This window comes from Pseudomonas sp. S2_A10 (genome assembly GCF_054668465.1).
In genome coordinates, this window is the sequence record NZ_CP162773.1 from 2693951 (window position 1) to 2713412 (window position 19462).

Consider the following 19462-nt stretch of genomic DNA (forward strand, 5'->3'; position numbering starts at 1 on the left):
CAATAAGGCCTACGCTGGTTTAGCAGAGTAGACCACTGACCCTGTGGGAGCGGGCTTGCCCGCGATGGCGGAGTGTCAGCCGCTGAAGGGTTGGGAGTGCCGCCCCCATCGCTGGCAAGCCAGCTCCCACAGGTTTCCATGTGAATCCGCAAATTCCACAGGAGTTATCCATGACCCAGCTGCGCCGCGTCGCGATCATCGGCGGTAACCGCATCCCTTTCGCCCGCTCCAACGGGCCGTACGCCACGGCCAGCAATCAGGCGATGCTCACCGCCGCGCTGGAAGGCCTGATCGAGCGCTACAACCTGCACGGCCAGCGCATCGGCGAGGTAGTGGCGGGCGCTGTGCTTAAATTGTCACGGGATATGAACCTGACCCGCGAATGTGTGCTCGGCTCGCGCTTGTCTCCGACGACACCGGCCTATGACATCCAGCAAGCCTGCGGCACCGGTCTGGAAGCGGCGCTGCTGGTGGCGAATAAAATCGCCCTTGGCCAGATCGACAGCGGTATCGCTGGCGGAGTCGACACCACTTCCGATGCGCCGATCAGCGTCAGCGAAGGCCTGCGCAGAATTCTTCTGCAGGCCAACCGCGCCAAGAGCACCGGCGACAAACTGAAAACCCTTTTTCAGTTGCGCCCCCAGCACCTGATCCCCGAATTCCCGCGCAACGGCGAGCCACGCACTGGCCTGTCGATGGGCGAGCACTGCGAACTGATGGCGCAGACCTGGAATATTCCCCGTGAAGAACAAGATCAACTGGCCCTCGAAAGCCACCACAAGCTCGCCGCTTCCTACGGCGAAGGCTGGCACAACGATCTGATGACGCCATTCCTCGGCCTGACCCGCGATAACAATCTGCGCCCGGACCTGACCCTGGAAAAACTCGCCGCGCTGAAACCGGCCTTCGAGAAAAGCGCCAAGGGCACGCTGACGGCCGGCAATTCCACGCCGCTCACCGATGGCGCTTCGGTGGTGTTGCTGGGAAGTGAGGAATGGGCCAAAGAGCGCGGCTTGCCGATCCTTGCTTATCTGCGCGACGGCGAAGCGGCGGCAGTGGATTTCGTCAACGGTGCCGAGGGCCTGCTGATGGCGCCGGTGTATGCCGTGCCACGCTTGCTGGCGCGCAATGGGCTGACGTTGCAGGATTTTGATTACTACGAAATTCACGAAGCCTTCGCCGCGCAAGTGTTGTGCACGCTCAAGGCCTGGGAGGATCCCGAATATTGCCAAACCCGCCTGGGACTCGACGCACCGCTGGGTTCGATTGATCGCAGTCGGCTCAATGTGAAAGGCAGTTCGCTGGCGGCGGGGCATCCGTTCGCCGCGACGGGCGGGCGGATTGTCGCGAATTTGGCCAAGCTGCTGGATGCGGCGGGCAAGGGGCGAGGGTTGATTTCGATCTGTGCGGCGGGCGGGCAGGGTGTCACCGCGATCATTGAACGCTAAGCAGTATTCCAATGTGGGAGCGAGCCTGCTCGCGAAGGCGCCGTGTCAGTCGCCATCATTCTCTGCTGACAGAGCGCTTTCGCGAGCAGGCTCGCTCCCACAGGTGCTCCGGTGCATGTGCATGTCAGATTCTGTCGCAAATGCCCTTGCCGACCGATACCAATCAATGCCACGGTCTCGGCTATGATTCGCCCGGGTCGCTGCGATTGATCCGGCACAGTGTGTGCAGCCTCAAGGTTCACAGGTCGGCAACCCCTCCCCGTCGGGCGAGGATTGCCGTATAACGAGTGACATTCGCGTGTTTGGTAATAAAGGACCCACAATAAAAGCTGATGAAGACTCCAAAACGCATTGAACCCCTGATCGAGGACGGTCTGGTCGACGAAGTGCTGCGTCCACTGATGAGTGGCAAAGAGGCAGCTGTTTATGTAGTGCGCTGCGGCAATCAGTTACGTTGCGCCAAGGTCTACAAGGAGGCGAATAAACGCAGTTTCCGCCAGGCGGCCGAGTATCAGGAAGGCCGCAAGGTTCGTAACAGTCGTCAGGCGCGGGCCATGGCGAAGGGGTCCAAGTTCGGTCGCAAAGAGACCGAAGACGCCTGGCAGAACGCCGAAGTGGCGGCGCTGTTCCGTCTGGCCGGCGCCGGCGTGCGAGTGCCCAAACCCTATGACTTCCTCGACGGCGTGCTGTTGATGGAGCTGGTGGCCGACGAATTCGGCGACGCCGCGCCGCGTCTGAACGATGTGGTGCTGGAGCCTGATCAGGCGCGCGAGTATCACGCCTTCCTGATTTCGCAGATCGTGCTGATGTTGTGTACCGGTCTGGTGCACGGTGACCTCTCCGAGTTCAACGTGCTGCTGACACCTACCGGCCCGGTCATCATCGACTTGCCCCAGGCAGTCGACGCTGCGGGCAACAACCACGCGTTCAGCATGCTCGAGCGTGACGTTGGCAACATGGCTTCGTACTTCGGTCGCTTCGCGCCGGAATTGAAGAAGACCAAATATGCCAAGGAAATGTGGGCGTTGTACGAAGCCGGCACCTTGCACCCGAACAGTGTGCTGACCGGCGAGTTCGACGATCCGGAGGACCTGGCGGATGTCGGCGGGGTGCTGCGCGAAATCGAAGCGGCGCGCCTCGACGAGGAACGCAAGCAGGCCATTCGCGCGGCGGACGACGCGCCGAAAGGCAAACCCGAAGAACCGCCTCCACCGCCGTGGATGCAGTGATCGCGTGATGAAAAACCCGGCTTCGGCCGGGTTTTTTGTTTGAGTCAAAAAGCACCCTCACCCCAGCCCTCTCCCGGAGGGAGAGGGGGCCGACCGAGGTGTCTTTAGCCATACATCGACCTGAAAAAACCGAGTCGATTATGGATTCAAAGAAAAACGTTCAGGTCGGTGTATCTCCCAAATATCCCCCAATCGGTCCCTCTCCCGGAGGGAGAGGGGGCCGACCGAGGTGTCTTTAGCCATACATCGACCTGAAAAAACCGAGTCGATTATGGATTCAAAGAAAAACGTTCAGGTCGGTGTATTTCCCAAATATCCCCCAATCGGCCCCTCTCCCGGAGGGAGAGGGGGCCGACCGAGGTGTCTTGAGCCATACATCGACCTGAAAAAACCGAGTCGATTATGGATTCAAAGAAAAACGTTCAGGTCGGTGTATCTCCCAAATATCCCCCAATCGGTCCCCTCTCCCTTTGGGAGAGGGCTAGGGTGAGGGGGCTTTCGGATCCTGGCTTATTCGCGTCTACTGTCCAGCGCTCCAACCACACTCAAGGACTGAATGTGACCACCCCACGCAACACCCACCTGATCGTAACCGCCCGGCTGATCTCCGATTTCGGCGCCTTCCTCAACATGGTCGCGCTGGCCACCTACGTTTATCTGTTAAGCAACAGCGCCATGAGCGTCGGCGTTTTCCTTGCCAGCCGCGTCGGTGGCGGAATCTTCGCCAGTCTGATTGGCACACGCTTCTACCGACGCTGGCAGGGCCGCGCGCCGCTGATTGCGTTCGATCTGTTGCGTGCGGCGCTGCTGGGGCTGCTGTTGATCACTCCGGCGAGTCAGCAGGCGTGGCTGTTGCCGTTGATTGCCTTCGGCCTCGGCTTGGGCAATTCGATGTTCGCCATCGGCCTCAACAGCCAGTTGCCGCGTTTGATCGAGCCGGCGCAGTTGCTCAAGGCCAACGCCTGGATCACTTCAGCCTCTTCAGCCGCCATGGTCGGCGGCAGTCTGGTGTCGGGGTTGCTGGTGGCTGCTTTTGGTTTCGAAACGGTCTTCGCCCTAAACGCGCTGACCTATGTGCTCGCGGCTCTGCTGATCGTGCCGCTGCGTTTCGAAAAAACCGATGTCATCGAACAGCCGGAGCGCGGTGAATGGTTTGCGCTGCGGCAGGGCCTGCGTTCGGCGCCTGTGGTCGCGGCCATGCTCGCGGTGACCATGGCCGACACCTTGGGCAGTGCCGCGCATAACGTCGGCTTCCCGATCATTTCGAAACTGCTCACGCCGGAGGCGGCGAGTACGACCTTGGGCCTGGCGCTTGCGGTATGGGCCAGCGGCAAACTGCTCGGCGCACGCATCGCCAGTCACCTCAAGGGCTCGGAGAACAGCCACCTCGAAAGAAGATTTTTCTTCGGCGTGGCGCTGATGTCATGCGGTTTCATTCTGATGTTCCAGCAGCACGGCCTCTACGGTCTGCTGCTGTTCGCCTTGCCGGCCGGGCTTGGCGACGGGGTTTCCGAAGTCAGCCTGATGTCACGGCTGCAACGGGAACCTGCGGCGTTGCGCCTGCCGATTTTCAGCGTGCTGACCTTGCTGCAGATGAGCGGTTTCGGCATCGGCATGTTGGTCGCTGCGCCGTTCTATGCGTGGTGGACGCCGGGGGCCGTGGTCATGCTGTTCCACGGCATTCCCCTCGGCACCCTGTGCGTGGTGACGCTGTTGCGGATCAGGCGCGAGCGGGTTGCGCGCAGCAGCCCGACGCCAGCTCCTTGAGGATCGGGCAGTCCGGGCGATGGTCGCCGCTGCAATGCTCGACCAGATCCTGCAGGGTGTCGCGCAACTCGCCGAGCTCGCGGATCTTCTGGTTCAGCTCGTCGATGTGCTGGCGCGCCAGTGCTTTCACATCGGCGCTGGCACGCTGGCGATCCTGCCAGAGGGTCAGCAGCTTGCCGACCTCTTCCAGAGAAAAGCCCAGATCCCGCGAGCGCTTGATGAACGCCAGCGTGTGCAGGTCATCGCTGCCGTATACGCGGTAACCGCTGTCGGTGCGATTGGCCGCTTTGAGCAAACCGATCGACTCGTAGTAACGAATCATTTTTGCACTCAGGCCACTCTGCCGGGCTGCTTGGCCGATGTTCATCGGTGTTCCTCCAGGTCCTTGGGTTTCCAGGTTTTCAACAGTAGCGCATTGCTCACCACGCTGACGCTCGACAACGCCATCGCCGCACCGGCCAGCACCGGATTGAGGAAGCCGAACACCGCCAGCGGAATGCCGATCAGGTTGTAGACAAAGGCCCAGAACAGGTTCTGGCGAATCTTCGCGTAGGTCTTGCGGCTGATCTCCAGCGCTGCCGGCACCAGTCGCGGATCGCCGCGCATCAACGTGATGCCGGCCGCGTGCATGGCGACGTCGGTGCCGCCGCCCATGGCGATGCCGATGTCTGCGGCGGCGAGGGCCGGGGCATCGTTGATACCATCGCCGACCATGGCAACCACGCCGGTTTTCTTCAGCTCGGCCACCGTCGCGGCTTTGTCGGCAGGCAGCACTTCGGCGTGAACATTGCGGATGCCCAAGGCCTCGGCCACCACCCGTGCGCTGCCGCGATTGTCGCCGGTCAGCAGGTGGCTCTGGATATCCCGCGCGGCGAGTTGTTGCACCGCTTGCAGTGCGCCGGGTTTCAGCGTGTCACCGAAGGCGAACAGACCCAGTACCTTCGGCTCAGGACTTTGTTCGATCAGCCACGACAGTGTCCGACCTTCGCGTTCCCACGCTTCGGCGGATGTGCTCAATTCACCGGCATTCAAGGCGCTTTCGTCGAGCATCCGCCGGTTGCCCAGCGCCAGGCGCCGGCCATCCAGCGTGCCGGCAATGCCGCGCCCGGTCAGCGCCTGGCTGTCGCTGACATCGGGCACGTTCAAGCCGCGTTCGGCGGCTGCATCCAGCACGGCTTTGGCCAACGGATGCTCGCTGCCGCGCTGCAAGGCACCGGCCAGTGTCAGCAGATTGTTTTCGTCACCATCGACCGCGCTGAAGTGCGCGATACGCGGCGTACCCGAGGTCAGCGTGCCGGTCTTGTCGAACACCACCCTGCTGACTTCATGGGCGCGCTCCAGCGCTTCGGCGTCCTTGATCAGAATGCCGTGGCGTGCGGCGACGCCGGTGCCGGCCATGATCGCCGTCGGGGTGGCAAGGCCGAGGGCGCACGGGCAGGCGATCACCAGTACGGCGACGGCATTGATCACTGCAGTTTCCAGCGGTGCGCCGTACAGCCACCAGCCGATCAGCGTGGCCAGGGCGATCAGCAACACGGTCGGCACGAAAATCTGGCTGACCTTGTCCACCAATTTCTGGATCGGCGCTTTCGCCGCTTGCGCGTCTTCGACCAGACGAATGATCCGCGCCAGCACGGTTTCCGCGCCGAGCGCCTGGGTGCGCACCAGCAAACGACCCTCGCCGTTGATCGCGCCGCCGGTGACCTTGTCGCCCGGTTGTTTTGGCACTGGCAGGCTTTCGCCGCTGATCAGCGCTTCGTCGGCGTGGCTCTGGCCTTCAACGACTTCGCCATCCACCGGGAAGCGTTCGCCGGGTTTGACCAGCACCAGATCGTCGAGGCGCAGGGCGCTGATCGCGACGTCCTGCTCACGCCCGTCGATGACTTGAATCGCGCGCTCCGGCCGCAACGCTTCGAGGGCGCGGATGGCGCTGGCGGTCTGGCGTTTGGCGCGGCTTTCGAGATATTTGCCGAGCAACACCAAAGCGATGACCACCGCCGAGGCCTCGAAATACAGATGCGGCATGCGTCCCGCCGCGCTGGCCCATTCATAGACGCTCAGCCCATAACCGGCGCTGGTGCCGAGGGCGACGAGCAGGTCCATGTTGCCGGCGCCGGCGCGCACGGCTTTCCACGCCGCAACATAAAAGCGTGCGCCGAAGATGAATTGCACGGGGGTGGCGAGGGCGAATTGCGCCCAGGCCGGGAGCATCCAGTGAATGCCGAACGGCTGCAGCAACATCGGCAGCACCAGTGGCAGAGCGAGGGCGATCGCGCAGATCAATGCCCAGCGCTCGCGGTGCAGGCGTTTTTGCTGGTCATCGGACTGTGGCCGTTCAGCTTGCCAGACGCTGGCCGAGTAACCGGCCTTGCTCACCGCGTCGAGCAGGGTTTGCGTATCGACCTGGCCGAGCAATTCGAGGTGCGCACGTTCGTTGGCCAGATTGACGCTGACGCTGCTCACGCCTGGGACTTTGCTCAGGGCGCGTTCGACGCGACCGACGCAGGACGCGCAGGTCATGCCGTCGATGCTCAATTCGACGGTTTGCCGGGGCACGCTGTAACCGGCGCGCTCCACGGCTTGCATCAGCGCCGGCAGGCTGTCGCCGGGCGCCTGTACCCGCGCCTGTTCGGTGGCGAGGTTGACACTGACGGCACTGGCGCCGCTGACCTTGCGCAGCGCCCGCTCGACACGCCCGGCGCAACTGGCACAGGTCATGCCGGCAATCGGCAGATCGAAAGTGGTGGATTCGGACATCGGTCGCGCTCCCTGTAGTGGATGTCTACAGGATCAACCTTGCCATGCGGGCAAGGTCAAGCACCATTCCGCAAGATGTTGATCGTTCCCACGCTCCGCGTGGGAATGCCTCCTGTGACGCTCCGCGTCACGCTTCGGGACGCAGAGCGTCCATGGCTGCATTCCCACGCAGAGCGTGGGAACGATCGGCAACGGGTCGGCGCTTGGCTCAGTAACCGAGGCCAGCCGGCTTGAGGTACACGCCTTCGGCATTCATCGCCAGGCGGAACTTCAGCACATCCCCGGCGTGCAGCACGACTTCCTGCGAACCCGGTGCGAGCATGCCGGGGTTGCAACCCGGCGCCTGTCCCGGCAGCAGTTTCAGGCGCAGCGAAACCTTGCCCGGTGGCAGGTTGAACGAAGTGCTCTGCTCCTGGAACAGGCGCGCCGAGAGCTGGTCCTGGATGTACACGCCGATTTCGCACGAGGTCGCCACTTCGAGGCGCTCGCGGGAAATGATCAGTACCGCGTAATCCTCGCCGGCGGCTTGCACCTGCGGGACGGCGGCGAAAAGGCTGAGCAAGCCAAACAGGCCCAAAGCTGACCAGCGCATGGCTGAATCTCCTGAATTCCAGTCATTGATGCATGCAGCTTGGCCGAGCGCGGCGCCGAATGCCAGCCCGGCAGTTTTTCGCAGAACTTGACCTTGCCATCGTGGCAAGCTTGAGACTGCCGGCAACCTCACTCAAAGGAGTCTTCCCATGCAAGTGTTCAACGTTCAAGGCATGTCCTGCGGTCATTGCGTCAAAGCCATTACCACTGCGGTGCAGGCGCTGGATCCGGCAGCCAGCGTGCGCGTCGATCTGGCGGCCAAGGAAGTCGGCGTCGAAAGTGCGCTGAGTGCCGATCAGGTCATCGCAGCGATCCGCGAAGAGGGTTATGAGGTGAAGCTCGTCTGAAATTGATCGTTAGCGAGCTATCGGAATGTTCAAGGCGTCCGGGCGCGGCTAGACTGTCGGGCTGCGACTTGCCCACCTGGATGCCTGATGAATTTCCGCACGATTTTGATACTCGGCGCCTTGAGCGCCTTCGGTCCTTTGGCGATCGACTTCTATTTACCTGCCTTCCCGGCCATGGCGCTGGCGTTCGGCACCGATGAGCAGCATGTCCAGCTGACGCTGGCGGCGTACTTCCTTGGTCTGTCTCTGGGCCAACTGGCTTACGGGCCGATTTCCGATCGTTTCGGCCGGCGCATTCCGCTGCTCAGCGGTGTCGCCCTGTTTACTCTGGCGTCATTGGCCTGCGCCTACGCGCCGAGCCTGGAATGGCTGATCGGCGCGCGTTTCGTCCAGGCACTCGGTGGCTGTGCGGGCATGGTGATTTCCCGCGCGGTGGTTGCCGACAAGTGCGACGCGGTGGGCTCGGCGAAGGTGTTTTCCCAATTGATGCTGGTGATGGGCCTGGCGCCGATTCTGGCGCCGATGCTCGGTGGGCTGCTGGTCAATACCACGGGTTGGCAGTCGATCTTTCTGGTGCTCACCGGGTTCAGTGCGGCGGCGGGTCTGGCGGTGGCGTTGGGGCTGCCGGAAAGCATGCCGGCCCACGTGCCGCGCCAGCCGTTGTCCGGTGCGTTGCGCCAGTACGCGCGACTGGTCAAGGACTCGGTCTATCTGGGCCATGCCCTGACCGGAGGCATCGCGATTGCCGGCATGTTCGCCTACATCGCTGGCTCACCGTTTGTGTTCATCAAGCTCTACGGTGTACCCGCCGAGCACTTCGGCTGGCTGTTCGGCACCAATGCGGCGGGGTTCATTCTGGTGGCGCAGGTCAATGCGCGTCTGCTGGCCAAGCGTGGCCCGGCGTTCTTGCTGGTGCGCGCGGTGTGGGTGTATTTCCTCGGCGGGCTGACGTTGCTGGCGGTGAGCGCGATGCGTCCAGAGGCGTTGTGGCCGTTGCTGATTCCGCTGTTCATCTGCATTGCCAGCCTCGGCTGCATCATTCCCAACGCCTCAGCTTGCGCAATGAACGGTCAGGGCGCCCGTGCCGGCAGTGCATCGGCAATGCTCGGTTGCCTGCAATTCAGCATCGCCGCCGGTGCCGCCGCGTTGGTGGGGGTGTTGCACGACGGCAGCGCCGTGCCGATGGCGATGGTCATCAGCCTGTGCGGTTTGCTGGTGGTGAGCGTCGCGCTGCTCACCCGGCGTTTGCAGAATGCCCGGGCGTTGGCGCAAGCCCAGGTCTGAACGCTCGACTTTGGAGCTCAGCCGGCGGCGCGCTGCTGGCTGGGTTCGGGGATTCGGTGGGGCGCGCAGAGTCGCGCTTCGAGGGTGCGAGTGAAGGCCAGAGCCTCGGCTTCACTGCGAAAGGTTACGACGTGCTGGTCCAGGCGCACCTGCCATTGAGACTTTGCCACTTCTTTTATCAGGATCTTCATTGCTGACCTCCCTTGCGTAAAAGATGTATCGCAGAGGCTTCGATTGTAGACCTCGATACCCGCGTAATTGTGACAAGGGTCAAGCAACCGACTGACGGCAAAAAGCCCCGCAACCGCTCTGGCATCACGAGCGGTTGCGGGGCTTTATTTTTTTAGAAACCTTCTAAAACAATTTTCCCCTTGGCCTTGCCGCTTTCCAGCAGCTCATGGGCGCGGCGCAGGTTGGCTGCATTGATCACGCCGAAGTGCTCGCCCAAAGTCGTCTTCAAAGTGCCGGCGTCGATCAGTTCGGCGACGCGGTTGAGCAGCTTGTGCTGTTCGATCATGTCCGGCGTTTCGAACAGCGAGCGGGTGTACATGAACTCCCAGTGCAGCGACAGGCTCTTGCGCTTGAGCAGGCTGATGTCGAGGGACTTCGGATCGTCGATCAGCGCCAGCTTGCCTTGCGGCGCGAGGGCTTCGACCAGTTGCGCCAGATGCTGATCGGTCTGGGTCAGGCTGGCGACGTGGGTCACGCTGTCGATGCCGGCGCGCTTCAATTCTTCGCTCAGTGGCTGGCTGTGATCGATGACCAGATCGGCACCGAGTTCGCTGACCCAGTCACGGGTCTGTGGGCGGGAAGCGGTGCCGATCACTTTCAGGCCGGTCAACTGCTTGGCCAATTGGGTAAGGATCGAGCCCACTCCGCCCGCCGCGCCAACGATCAGCAGGCTCTGACCCTCATCATTGCTGCCTTCGCTGATTTGCAGGCGCTCGAAGAGCAATTCCCACGCAGTGATCGCGGTCAGCGGCAGCGCGGCGGCTTCGGCAAAACCGAGGGACTTGGGCATGTGGCCGACGATGCGCTCATCGACCACGTGCAACTCGCTGTTGCCACCGGCCCGGGCGATCGAACCGGCGTAGAACACCTTGTCGCCCGCCTTGAACAGGGTGACTTCGCTGCCGACCGCCTTGACCACACCGGCAACGTCCCAGCCCAGCACTTTCGCCGCGCCGTTTTCCGGCGCCATGTTCTGCCGCACTTTGGTGTCGACCGGGTTGACCGAAATGGCTTTGACCTCCACCAAGAGGTCGCGCGGGCCTGCGACCGGTTCTGGCAGTTGAATGTCCTGCAGGGACTTGGTGTCGCTGATCGGCAGGGACGCGTAATAGGCAATGGCTTTCATAAGTGGCTCCGTACAGTTGATAGAAGAAGGATTCAGGCAATCTTGCCGAGGCGTTTGAGCTGGAAGTGTTCGATGGTGTGGCCGGCGCTGGCCTGAAACTTCTGAAAATGCGCGCTGGCGTTGTGCGCCTCAAGAATCTCGTCACTGGCCCACTGTTCGATGACATAAAAAACCTGCGGATCGGCAAGGTCGCGGTGCAGGTCGTACTGGCCACAACCGGGCTCGGCGCGGCTCGGTTCGACGAGGGCGCGCAGCGCCTGTTCGAGAACGTCCTGCTGGCCGGATTTAGCGGTCAGGGTGGCTATAGCGGTAAAGGGCTGGGACATGCGCGGACTCCAGAATCGGGATGAATTCGATGGAGGCCATCATTGGCTATTTCTCTGCGCGATAAAACCGGTTAAAAGAGCAGGCTCTTTCAATATTTCTTTGATAATCGAGGCTGCACATGCTGCGTTTTGATGACCTGCAGTTGTTTGTCCGCGCGGCGGATCTGGGCAGCCTGTCGGCGGCGGCACGGGTGATGGACATGTCTGCGGCGGTGGCTAGCGCGGCGTTGAAGCGCATCGAGCAGCAACTCGGTGCGCGGCTGCTGGCGCGGTCGACCCGCAGCCTGCGCCTGACCGCCGAGGGCGAAGGCTTCCTTGAGTATGCCCGCGCCGCCCTGAGCAATCTCGACGAAGGGCGTCGCCTGCTCGCCAGCGGTCAGGATCAGGTCAGCGGGATTTTGCAGCTTTCGGCGCCCTCGGACTTCGGTCGCAATCTGCTGCTGCCGTGGCTCGACGCGTTCCAGCGTGAACACCCGAAACTGACGGTGCGCCTGCTGCTTGGCGACCGCATCGCCGACCTGTTCCGGCAACCGGTGGACATCGCCCTGCGCTACGGCGAGCCGGAAGATTCCAGCCTGATCGCCTTGCCCATCGCGCCACACAATCGCCGGGTGTTGTGCGCATCCCCCGATTACCTGGCCCGGCAGGGCGAGCCGCGCCATCTCGAGCAATTGGCCCAGCACAATTGCCTGCTCTACATGCTCGGCAGCCGCGTTCACGACCACTGGAGTTTTCACGATGGCAAGCGCGAAGTCGGCCTGACCGTCAGCGGCGATCGCTTCAGCGATGACGCCGACGTCGTGCGGCTGTGGGCGCTGGCCGGTGCCGGTATCGCTTACAAGTCCTGGCTCGACGTCGGCGCCGATGTGCTCGCCGGACGCCTCAAAGTGCTGATGCCGGAACTGCTGTGTGAGCGCGCACCGCTGAATCTGTTGTGCGCCCATCGCGCACAATTGAGTAAGCCGGTGAACCTGCTGAGGGAGATGCTCGCCAGCCGATGCGCCGAATTGAGTAGCCAATTTCCCGGTTTCCTCAAAGTTGATCATTAGTCGCAGGCAATTAGAGAAATTTCTGTCAGGAACAATCGCCACCTGCCCAGGCCCAGGCGCAGGACGTCTGGCTTAACCCGCTTATACTAGCGCCCGCCTCATGCCTGCACTGACACCCGGCGCGCAGACCCCGTAACGCGTTGCCGGCTTTTGGTGACGGTTGCTACTTCTGCTGCCAGGTTGTGTGCCGGAGCAGCTGGTGTCGGTGGCATCCCTTGCCACCGATCCCGGGCGATTTTCGCGTGTTGGCCGATGCCCCATAACCGGCCAGGATGTCTCCGAGCGGTAGACGATACGATTCAACAGGGAGTGAACATATGGAACATGCACCGTGCATCAGCCAGATCGCGACATTGCTGGCCGACCCCAAGCGCAGCGCGATGATGTGGGCGTTGATGGATGGCTCGGCGCGGCAAGCCGAAGAGCTGGCGCTGCTGGCCGGGCTCTCGCCGTCGTCGGCCAGTGCGCATCTGGGACGCCTGTCCGCAGGGGGGCTGTTGAACATTGAAATGCGTGGGCGCAAACGCTTCTTTCGCCTGGCGGCACCGGAAATCGGCGCGGCGATCGAAGCACTGGCCAGCGCCACCATTGCCAGCGCGCCACGGCAAATCCCTGATGCGCTGAAACGCACGACTCCCATGGTCAGGCCGCAGGCGGCGCCGTCTTCGCTGTTGCGCGCGCGGTTCTGCGACGATCATCTGGGCGGCACCCTGGCGGCCGACCTGTATCAGCGCCTGCTCGACGCCGGCTGGATCGAACAGCTTGAGCAGCGGGTGGTGGTGACGCACAAGGGCTCCACCCGACTGGCGCAGCGCGGAGTGTTCATCCAGGCCCTGGCCCACCGCAACGTGCAGGTCGCCTGCGCCTGCCCGGACTGGAGCGAGCGCCGTCCGCACATGGGCGGCTCACTGGGCGCGGCCCTGTTGCAGTTGTTCATGCAGTCCGGCTGGCTGACCTTGCCCAACGATTCCCGCGCCTTGCAGTTGACCGCCACCGGCCAGCGCGAAATCCATCGCTTTGCCAAGGAAACCGAGCTGGAAACAGCGTTCTAGAGCGTTGCTCGGCGATGAGCTGAAGGCTCACGTCGTCCACGGTTGTGAACAGGTCGCATCCAGTACGACCTCTGTATGACCATCGCGCACACTCGATCCGGGGATTTTCCGGATGGGGGAGCACAACATGAATACACAACGCTTTAGTGCGGCTGAACGCCTGGAACGGCTGCCGCTCAGCGGCTATCACCGCGTCATTTTCATCATCATCGCCTTGGCGTTTTTCTTCGATTCCATGGATCTGGCGATGATGACTTTCCTGCTCGGCTCGATCAAAGCCGAGTTCGGCCTGAGCAGTGCGCAAGCGGGGTTGCTGGCCAGTTCGAGCTTTTTCGGCATGGTGCTCGGCGCGTCGCTGTCGGGAATGCTCGCCGACCGCTTCGGGCGCAAACCGGTGTTTCAGTGGAGCATCGTGCTGTGGGGCGTGGCCAGTTACCTGTGTTCGACAGCGCAGACGGTGGAGACGCTGACGCTGTTTCGCATCCTGCTCGGAATTGGCATGGGCATGGAGTTTCCCATCGCGCAATCGATGCTCTCGGAGCTGATTCCAGCACAACGGCGCGGGCGCTATATCGCCCTGATGGACGGCTTCTGGCCGCTGGGGTTTGTCGCGGCGGGCGTACTCTCGTACTTCCTGCTGCCGCTGATTGGCTGGCGCGATATCTTCCTGGTACTGGCGGTGCCGGCGGTGTTTGTCCTGGCTATCCGCTTTTTCATCCCTGAGTCGCCGCGCTGGCTGGAACAGGCCGGGCGCGACGTCGACGCGGACAAGGTGTTGAACGGCATCGAAGCGCGAGTGCGTGCTTCGCTCTGCGGTGCAGCCTTGCCGGAACCGGTTCGTTTGCCACGCACGGTGACGCCACCGGGTAATTTCTTCTCGGCACTCAAGCAGATCTGGTCGCCGCAATATCGCCAGCGTACAACGATGATCTGGAGTCTGTGGTTCTTCGCATTGCTGGGTTTTTACGGGCTGACTTCCTGGCTCAGTGCATTGCTGCAGCAGTCGGGTTTCGCCGTGACGCAGTCGGTGTACTACACGGTGCTGATCTCGCTCGGCGGGATTCCCGGCTTCCTCATGGCGGCGTGGCTGGTCGAGCGTTGGGGGCGTAAACCGGTGTGCATCGTCACCCTGCTGGGCGGCGGGGTGATGGCGTTTCTGTATGGGCAGAGTGCGGTGTTCGGCGGCAACGTGGCGTTGCTGATCGGCACCGGGCTGTTGATGCAGTTTTTCCTGTTCGGCATGTGGGCGGTGCTCTACACCTACACGCCAGAGCTGTACCCGACGTCCGCACGGGCAACCGGCTCGGGATTCGCCTCGGCCATCGGCCGCGTCGGCTCTCTGCTCGGGCCATTGGTGACCGGGCTGGTGTTCCCGATTACCGGGCAGGGCGGGGTGTTCGCGCTGGGCGCGGCGTGCTTTGCGATCGCGGCGGGCGTGGTGTGGCTGTTCGGGATGGAGACGCGGGGCAAGACCCTGGAAGAGCTTACCGAGTGAACATCGATATGAATGTGGGAGCGAGCCTGCTCGCGAAAGCGGTGTGTCATTCAACGTAAATGTTGACTGACTCTCCCTCTTCGCGAGCAGGCTCGCTCCCACATTGGTTTTGCGGTGTTGCTTACGGTTTTACCAACCGCGCATCCAGGCTGTTCTGCGCCAGGCGCTTGGCCTGATCCTGGGTCATGCCCAGATGCTCGTGCAGCGCATGGAAGTTCTCGGTCACGTAACCGCCGAAATACGCCGGGTCATCGGAGTTGACCGTGACCTTAACGCCGCGCTCGAGCATGTCGAGGATGTTGTGCTGTGACATGTGATCGAACACGCAGAGCTTGGTGTTCGACAGCGGGCATACGGTCAGCGGAATCTGCTCGTCGATGATCCGCTGCATCAGGCGCTCGTCTTCGATGGCGCGGACACCATGGTCGATGCGCTGGATTTTCAGCAGGTCGATGGCTTCCCAGATGTACTCCGGCGGGCCTTCTTCACCGGCGTGGGCGACGGTGAGGAAGCCTTCGTCGCGGGCGCGATCGAAGACGCGTTTGAATTTGCTCGGCGGGTGGCCCATCTCGGAACTGTCGAGCCCGACCGCGACAAACGCATCACGGAACGGCAGCGCCTGATCGAGGGTTTTCTGTGCTTCGTCTTCGCTGAGGTGGCGCAGGAAGCTGAGGATCAAACCGCTGCTGATGCCCAGTTGCGTCTCGCCATCCTTGAGTGCGGCGGCGATGCCGTTGAGCACCACTTCGAACGGGATGCCCCGGTCGGTGTGGGTCTGTGGATCGAAGAACGGTTCGGTGTGGATCACGTTCTGTGCTTTGCAGCGCAGCAGGTAGGCCCAGGTCAGGTCGTAGAAATCCTGCGAGGTGCGCAGCACATCGGCGCCCTGGTAATACAGGTCGAGAAATTCCTGCAGATTGTTGAAGGCGTAGGCCTTGCGCAGGGTTTCGACGTCGCTCCACGGCAGGGCGATCTTGTTGCGTTCGGCCAGGGCGAACAGCAGTTCAGGCTCCAGCGAACCTTCCAGATGCAGGTGCAGTTCGGCTTTGGGCAGGGCGTTGAGCCAGTCGTACATAGTCTTTTCTCATCAGGTGCAATGCCGGCATTCTACAGAGGCTGGCCGCAACAATTGGCAAAACCTGACCAGGTGATCGATCAAACCGCCTCTTGCTCACGTCGATACGCGTAGGTATCGGCGAAACGCGACAGCAGGAATTGCGCGCAGGTGGTGGTCGGATATTTCGCCGGATGCTGCGCGTCCTGGCAGCCGGGCAGGCATTCGATGCGCGTGTCCGGGTGCGGTTCGGCGAAGAACGGCATCGAATAGCGATCCACGCCCAGCGGGCTGATCACCCGGTGCGGCGTCGAGCGATAACGGTCGTTGCTCCAGCGCGCCATCATGTCGCCGAGGTTGACCACGAACGTGCCGTCAATCGGTGGCGCGTCGATCCATTCACCTTTGACGTTCTTCACCTGCAAACCGCCGGCGCTGTCCTGATAGAGCAGGGTGATGCAGCCGTAATCGGTATGGGCGCCGGCACCTTGTTGCTCGGCGGAGCTGGCGGTGTGACGCGGTGGGTAATGGATCATGCGCAACACGCTGACCGGTTCGACAAAACGCGTATCGAAGAAGTCGCGCTCGATGCCCAGCGCAACGGTCATCGCTCGAAGCAGGGTTTGCGCCAGCGCCTGCATGTCGAGGTAATGCTGCTCCATCAGCGTTTCCCAGCCGGGTTGCGCCGGGTGCCGATTGGGGCCGCGCAAGGGTTTTTCCGCGAGCACCTCGGGATGCTCGTCCGGCAGGTGCAGGCCCATGTCGAAGGTTTCCTTCAGATCGCTGGGTTTGTCCGGGTCCAGTTGCTCTGTGGCAATCGCACCGTAGCCGCGATGATGGCGGGTCTGGGTGATGTCGATCTTGAGTTTTTCTGCGGCTGGCAGGGCAAAGAAGCGCTGGGCGTGATCGAGCAGATCGTCGATGCGTTGCGCCGAGATCGGATGGCCCTTGATGTAGAAAAAGCCCCATTCGCGACAGGCTTGGTCGATCTGCTCGGCCACGGCGGGCCAGGCATTTTCATCGATGCTGTAGAGCGGGCTGATGTCGATGATGGGAAGCTGATCCATACACAATCCTTGAATACGCTGTGTTTCCAATGTGGGAGCGAGCCTGCTCGCGAAGAGGGAGTGTCAGACAACATTTTTGTTTAATGACACACCGCTTTCGCGAGCAGGCTCGCTCCCACAGGGTTTTGTGTGGTGAATCGGGGGACTACTTCGGCATCTCGGCCTTCATGCCCTCAACGTAATAATTCATCGAAGCCAGTTCCGCATTGGTCGCGCTCACGCCCGCCGGGATTTTTTCTACACCGGCCTGATCCTTGATCGGCCCGGTAAACGGCTGCAATGCGCCGCTCTTGATGTCGGCGATCAACTGCTCGGCCTCGGCTTTCACCGGCGCTGGCACCAGGTCGCTGATCGGCAGTTCCACCGTACCTTCCTTCAACCCGCCCCAGTAATCCTGGGATTTCCAGGTGTGGTCGATCACGCTCTGCGTCGCCTGAATGTAGTGCGGCGCCCAGTCGTTGACGATAGAGGTCAGCACCGCTTTCGGGCCGAAGTGGGCCATGTCCGAGGCGTAGCCCACGGCATACACGCCGCGCCGTTCGGCAGCCTGGATCGGCGCCGGGCTGTCGGTGTGCTGGAACACCACGTCGACGCCCTGATCGATCAGCGCGTTGGCGGCGTCGGCTTCCTTGCCCGGATCAAACCAGGAGTTGACCCACACCACTTTGATTTCGGTGCCAGGGTTGTACTTGTTCAAGGCCAGCTGGATGGCGTTGATGTCGCGGATCACTTCCGGAATCGGGAACGAGGCGACGTAGCCGATCTTCTTGGTCTTGGTCATCTTCGCCGCGAGGAAACCGCCGACGTAACGGCCCTCGTAAGTGCGCGCCAGGTAGGTGCCGAGGTTCTTGTCCTGCTTGTAACCGGTGGCGTGTTCGAACGTCACCTTGGGAAATTGCTTGGCGACTTTCACTGTCGGGTTCATGTAGCCGAAAGACGTGGTGAAGATCAGGTCATATTTGTCCTTGGCCATGTTGCGGATCACCCGCTCGGCGTCGGCGCCCTCGGCGACGTTTTCCACGTAGTTGGTGGTGATCTGCGTGCCGAGTTTTTCCGCCAGGGCCTTGCGCCCCTGTTCGTGCTGATACGTCCAGCCGTGGTCACCGATCGGGCCGATGTAGACGAAACCGACCTTCAGCGGATCGGCAGCGCTGGCGCTCAGGCTGATTCCCAGACCGATGGCGGCGTACAGCAGTTTGTGCAGCGGACGTATTGGCATGAACCCGAACTCCATTTTGTTGTGTGTGCTCAGGGCCAATGCAAATTGCTGACCAAAAGGACAACAAACGCATTCGAAAACGCGGCGCGGCCTTCGCGAGCAGGCTCGCTCCCACAGGGACGCATTTCAATGTGGGAGCGAGCCTGCTCGCGAAGAGGCCGGCAAGGCCAATAAAAGTGCATGCCTGAATCCAGCTGCCATCGCGTGGTGCGTAAAGATGTAACGAAACGTTAGCGGCGCGCGGCAGTCAGTAGCTTCATCAGCTCTTTTCGGCAAAAGGCCCGTCATGCTCTCGATCCTCAAACAAGAAAGCTTCCTGTTGCTGGCAGTCCTTGCCGCGTGCGTCGCTTATCCACTGGAACACTGGCTGCTGCACAGCGGCCAGATCGTCGCGCTGGGCGGCGGTCTGCTGCTGATCGCCTTTATTGTCGCCGCCTCGATGCGCGTCGCTCATCACGCTGAACTGCTGGCGGAAAAAGTCGGCGACCCCTACGGCACGATGATCCTCACACTCTCGGCAGTGCTGGTCGAAGTGGTGATCCTGGCGATCATGATGAGCAACGAGGCCTCGGCGACGCTGGTGCGCGACACGATCTATTCAGCGGTCATGCTCGACATCAACGGCATCCTCGGCCTCGCCGCTTTGATGGGCGGGATCAAACACGGCGAACAGTCCTACAACGACGATTCGGCGCGCAGCTACAGCGTCATGATCCTCACCGCGATGGGGGTGTCGATGGTGGTGCCGGAGTTCATTCCCGAGGCCAACTGGAAGATGTATTCGGCGTTCACCATTGGCGCAATGATGGTGCTCTACGCGCTGTTCCTGCGCATGCAGGTCGGCCCGCACAGTTACTTTTTCAGCTACAGCTACCCGGACAAACGTCGCAAAAAGGAGCCGGTCGAGCAGGAGCCGAAACCGGTCAGCCTGGCGCTGTCGGTCGGCATTCTGGTGTCGGGGGTGGTGATCATCGGCGCACTGGCCGAGGTGATGTCCAAGACCCTCGATCTGGGCCTGGAAGGCACGGGCGCGCCGCCGGTGATCACGGCGATTCTGGTGGCAGCGATTTCCGCCGCGCCGGAGATTTTGACTGCACTGCGTGCGGCACTGGCCAATCGCATGCAGTCGGTGGTCAACATCGCGATGGGGGCGTCACTGTCGACGGTGATTCTGACCGTACCGGTGATGGAAGCGATGGCGCTGTACACCGGCCAGCCATTTCAGATGGCGATGACTCCGGTGCAAACGGTGATGATCTTCATCACCCTGATCGTCAGCGCAATCAACCTCAATGACGGCGAGACCAACGCCATTGAGGGCATGACGCACTTTGTGCTGTTTGCCACATTCATCATGCTGTCCCTACTGGGCCTATAGGGCTGGCAGATACCCATGTGGGAGCGAGCCCGCTCGCGAAAG

Annotated in this window: 18 protein-coding genes; 9 read left to right on the forward strand and 9 right to left on the reverse strand. The window is 61.9% G+C overall.

All coding sequences use genetic code 11. The features are described 5' to 3' along the window. Window positions 1-170 precede the first annotated feature (170 nt). The 3 genes from AB4N41_RS12135 (at window position 171) to AB4N41_RS12145 (ending at window position 4444) form a co-directional block, all read left to right on the forward strand. Window positions 171-1448 (forward strand): acetyl-CoA C-acetyltransferase, encoded by a 1278-nt coding sequence (locus tag AB4N41_RS12135; protein ID WP_252877385.1) that lies wholly within the window; start codon window positions 171-173, stop codon window positions 1446-1448. Between the two features lie 332 nt (window positions 1449-1780). Next, window positions 1781-2677: a PA4780 family RIO1-like protein kinase gene (locus AB4N41_RS12140; protein ID WP_016771829.1), complete on the forward strand. Its 897-nt coding sequence runs from the start codon at window positions 1781-1783 to the stop codon at window positions 2675-2677. A 558-nt stretch (window positions 2678-3235) separates the two neighbouring features. Beyond that, a complete protein-coding gene (locus AB4N41_RS12145) occupies window positions 3236-4444 on the forward strand; it encodes an MFS transporter (RefSeq protein ID WP_252877386.1) in 1209 nt (402 codons plus the stop codon). On the opposite strand, the gene cueR is transcribed toward AB4N41_RS12145, so the two are convergent. The 3 genes from cueR to AB4N41_RS12160 all read right to left on the reverse strand — a co-directional run bounded on the left by cueR (window position 4398) and on the right by AB4N41_RS12160 (window position 7793). Next, window positions 4398-4811, reverse strand: a complete 414-nt coding sequence (cueR, locus tag AB4N41_RS12150) for a Cu(I)-responsive transcriptional regulator (RefSeq protein ID WP_016771827.1) — start codon at window positions 4809-4811, stop codon at window positions 4398-4400. The two genes, AB4N41_RS12145 and cueR, sit on opposite strands and share 47 nt — an antisense overlap. Beyond that, a complete protein-coding gene (gene cueA, locus AB4N41_RS12155) occupies window positions 4808-7201 on the reverse strand; it encodes a copper resistance metal-translocating P1-type ATPase CueA (protein WP_252877387.1) in 2394 nt (797 codons plus the stop codon). The genes cueR and cueA overlap by 4 nt, the downstream gene beginning before the upstream one ends. Window positions 7202-7409: 208 nt before the next feature. Further along, the gene (locus tag AB4N41_RS12160) at window positions 7410-7793 is read right to left on the reverse strand and encodes a hypothetical protein (protein ID WP_024011458.1); all 384 of its coding nucleotides are present in this window, start codon (window positions 7791-7793) and stop codon (window positions 7410-7412) included. Window positions 7794-7941: 148 nt separating this feature from the next. Here AB4N41_RS12160 and AB4N41_RS12165 point away from each other — a divergent pair, with 148 nt between their 5' ends. Further along, window positions 7942-8139 carry a cation transporter gene (locus tag AB4N41_RS12165; protein WP_041479643.1) on the forward strand — a complete coding sequence of 66 codons (198 nt, stop codon included), beginning with the start codon at window positions 7942-7944 and terminating at the stop codon, window positions 8137-8139. Between the two features lie 87 nt (window positions 8140-8226). Further along, window positions 8227-9423, forward strand: coding sequence for a multidrug effflux MFS transporter (locus AB4N41_RS12170; RefSeq protein ID WP_252877388.1), 1197 nt, complete (start codon window positions 8227-8229; stop codon window positions 9421-9423). Window positions 9424-9440: 17 nt separating this feature from the next. On the opposite strand, the gene AB4N41_RS12175 is transcribed toward AB4N41_RS12170, so the two are convergent. From AB4N41_RS12175 to AB4N41_RS12185, 3 genes are all read right to left on the reverse strand, one after another. Next, window positions 9441-9614 carry a hypothetical protein gene (locus AB4N41_RS12175; protein WP_016771823.1) on the reverse strand — a complete coding sequence of 58 codons (174 nt, stop codon included), beginning with the start codon at window positions 9612-9614 and terminating at the stop codon, window positions 9441-9443. Between the two features lie 152 nt (window positions 9615-9766). Further along, the gene (locus AB4N41_RS12180; protein WP_252868757.1) at window positions 9767-10780 is read right to left on the reverse strand and encodes a zinc-binding alcohol dehydrogenase family protein; all 1014 of its coding nucleotides are present in this window, start codon (window positions 10778-10780) and stop codon (window positions 9767-9769) included. Window positions 10781-10812: 32 nt separating this feature from the next. After that, a complete protein-coding gene (locus AB4N41_RS12185; protein ID WP_016771821.1) occupies window positions 10813-11106 on the reverse strand; it encodes a putative quinol monooxygenase in 294 nt (97 codons plus the stop codon). Between the two features lie 119 nt (window positions 11107-11225). Between AB4N41_RS12185 and AB4N41_RS12190 the strand changes: the two genes are divergently transcribed. The 3 genes from AB4N41_RS12190 (at window position 11226) to AB4N41_RS12200 (ending at window position 14702) form a co-directional block, all read left to right on the forward strand. Next, window positions 11226-12155: a LysR family transcriptional regulator gene (locus AB4N41_RS12190; RefSeq protein WP_056787769.1), complete on the forward strand. Its 930-nt coding sequence runs from the start codon at window positions 11226-11228 to the stop codon at window positions 12153-12155. A 317-nt stretch (window positions 12156-12472) separates the two neighbouring features. Beyond that, window positions 12473-13207, forward strand: a complete 735-nt coding sequence (locus AB4N41_RS12195) for an ArsR/SmtB family transcription factor (RefSeq protein WP_041479646.1) — start codon at window positions 12473-12475, stop codon at window positions 13205-13207. A gap of 127 nt (window positions 13208-13334) precedes the next feature. Further along, window positions 13335-14702 (forward strand): MFS transporter, encoded by a 1368-nt coding sequence (locus tag AB4N41_RS12200; RefSeq protein ID WP_056787772.1) that lies wholly within the window; start codon window positions 13335-13337, stop codon window positions 14700-14702. Between the two features lie 121 nt (window positions 14703-14823). Here the strand turns inward: AB4N41_RS12200 and AB4N41_RS12205 are convergent, their stop codons facing one another. From AB4N41_RS12205 to AB4N41_RS12215, 3 genes are all read right to left on the reverse strand, one after another. Beyond that, window positions 14824-15777, reverse strand: a complete 954-nt coding sequence (locus tag AB4N41_RS12205; protein WP_024011466.1) for an adenosine deaminase — start codon at window positions 15775-15777, stop codon at window positions 14824-14826. Window positions 15778-15857: 80 nt separating this feature from the next. Continuing rightward, window positions 15858-16823 (reverse strand): 2-oxoglutarate and iron-dependent oxygenase domain-containing protein, encoded by a 966-nt coding sequence (locus AB4N41_RS12210; protein WP_460138396.1) that lies wholly within the window; start codon window positions 16821-16823, stop codon window positions 15858-15860. A gap of 145 nt (window positions 16824-16968) precedes the next feature. Continuing rightward, complete coding sequence (locus AB4N41_RS12215) at window positions 16969-18042, reverse strand: BMP family ABC transporter substrate-binding protein (RefSeq protein WP_016771815.1); 1074 nt, start codon at window positions 18040-18042, stop codon at window positions 16969-16971. A 286-nt stretch (window positions 18043-18328) separates the two neighbouring features. On the opposite strand from AB4N41_RS12215, the gene AB4N41_RS12220 reads away from it, so the two are divergent. Further along, complete coding sequence (locus AB4N41_RS12220; protein WP_041479650.1) at window positions 18329-19420, forward strand: calcium:cation antiporter; 1092 nt, start codon at window positions 18329-18331, stop codon at window positions 19418-19420. The last annotated feature ends 42 nt before the right edge of the window (window positions 19421-19462 follow it).

What these genes read in the sequence shown, in the direction of transcription:
- AB4N41_RS12135 (WP_252877385.1), top strand. Translation starts at nt 171, where the DNA reads ATGACCCAGCTGCGCCGCGTCGCGATCATCGGCGGTAACCGCATCCCT.
- AB4N41_RS12140 (WP_016771829.1), top strand. Translation starts at nt 1,781, where the DNA reads ATGAAGACTCCAAAACGCATTGAACCCCTGATCGAGGACGGTCTGGTC.
- cueR (WP_016771827.1), bottom strand. Translation starts at nt 4,811, where the DNA reads ATGAACATCGGCCAAGCAGCCCGGCAGAGTGGCCTGAGTGCAAAAATG.
- cueA (WP_252877387.1), bottom strand. Translation starts at nt 7,201, where the DNA reads ATGTCCGAATCCACCACTTTCGATCTGCCGATTGCCGGCATGACCTGT.
- AB4N41_RS12160 (WP_024011458.1), bottom strand. Translation starts at nt 7,793, where the DNA reads ATGCGCTGGTCAGCTTTGGGCCTGTTTGGCTTGCTCAGCCTTTTCGCC.
- AB4N41_RS12165 (WP_041479643.1), top strand. Translation starts at nt 7,942, where the DNA reads ATGCAAGTGTTCAACGTTCAAGGCATGTCCTGCGGTCATTGCGTCAAA.
- AB4N41_RS12170 (WP_252877388.1), top strand. Translation starts at nt 8,227, where the DNA reads ATGAATTTCCGCACGATTTTGATACTCGGCGCCTTGAGCGCCTTCGGT.
- AB4N41_RS12175 (WP_016771823.1), bottom strand. Translation starts at nt 9,614, where the DNA reads ATGAAGATCCTGATAAAAGAAGTGGCAAAGTCTCAATGGCAGGTGCGC.
- AB4N41_RS12180 (WP_252868757.1), bottom strand. Translation starts at nt 10,780, where the DNA reads ATGAAAGCCATTGCCTATTACGCGTCCCTGCCGATCAGCGACACCAAG.
- AB4N41_RS12185 (WP_016771821.1), bottom strand. Translation starts at nt 11,106, where the DNA reads ATGTCCCAGCCCTTTACCGCTATAGCCACCCTGACCGCTAAATCCGGC.
- AB4N41_RS12190 (WP_056787769.1), top strand. Translation starts at nt 11,226, where the DNA reads ATGCTGCGTTTTGATGACCTGCAGTTGTTTGTCCGCGCGGCGGATCTG.
- AB4N41_RS12195 (WP_041479646.1), top strand. Translation starts at nt 12,473, where the DNA reads ATGGAACATGCACCGTGCATCAGCCAGATCGCGACATTGCTGGCCGAC.
- AB4N41_RS12200 (WP_056787772.1), top strand. Translation starts at nt 13,335, where the DNA reads ATGAATACACAACGCTTTAGTGCGGCTGAACGCCTGGAACGGCTGCCG.
- AB4N41_RS12205 (WP_024011466.1), bottom strand. Translation starts at nt 15,777, where the DNA reads ATGTACGACTGGCTCAACGCCCTGCCCAAAGCCGAACTGCACCTGCAT.
- AB4N41_RS12210 (WP_460138396.1), bottom strand. Translation starts at nt 16,823, where the DNA reads ATGGATCAGCTTCCCATCATCGACATCAGCCCGCTCTACAGCATCGAT.
- AB4N41_RS12215 (WP_016771815.1), bottom strand. Translation starts at nt 18,042, where the DNA reads ATGCCAATACGTCCGCTGCACAAACTGCTGTACGCCGCCATCGGTCTG.
- AB4N41_RS12220 (WP_041479650.1), top strand. Translation starts at nt 18,329, where the DNA reads ATGCTCTCGATCCTCAAACAAGAAAGCTTCCTGTTGCTGGCAGTCCTT.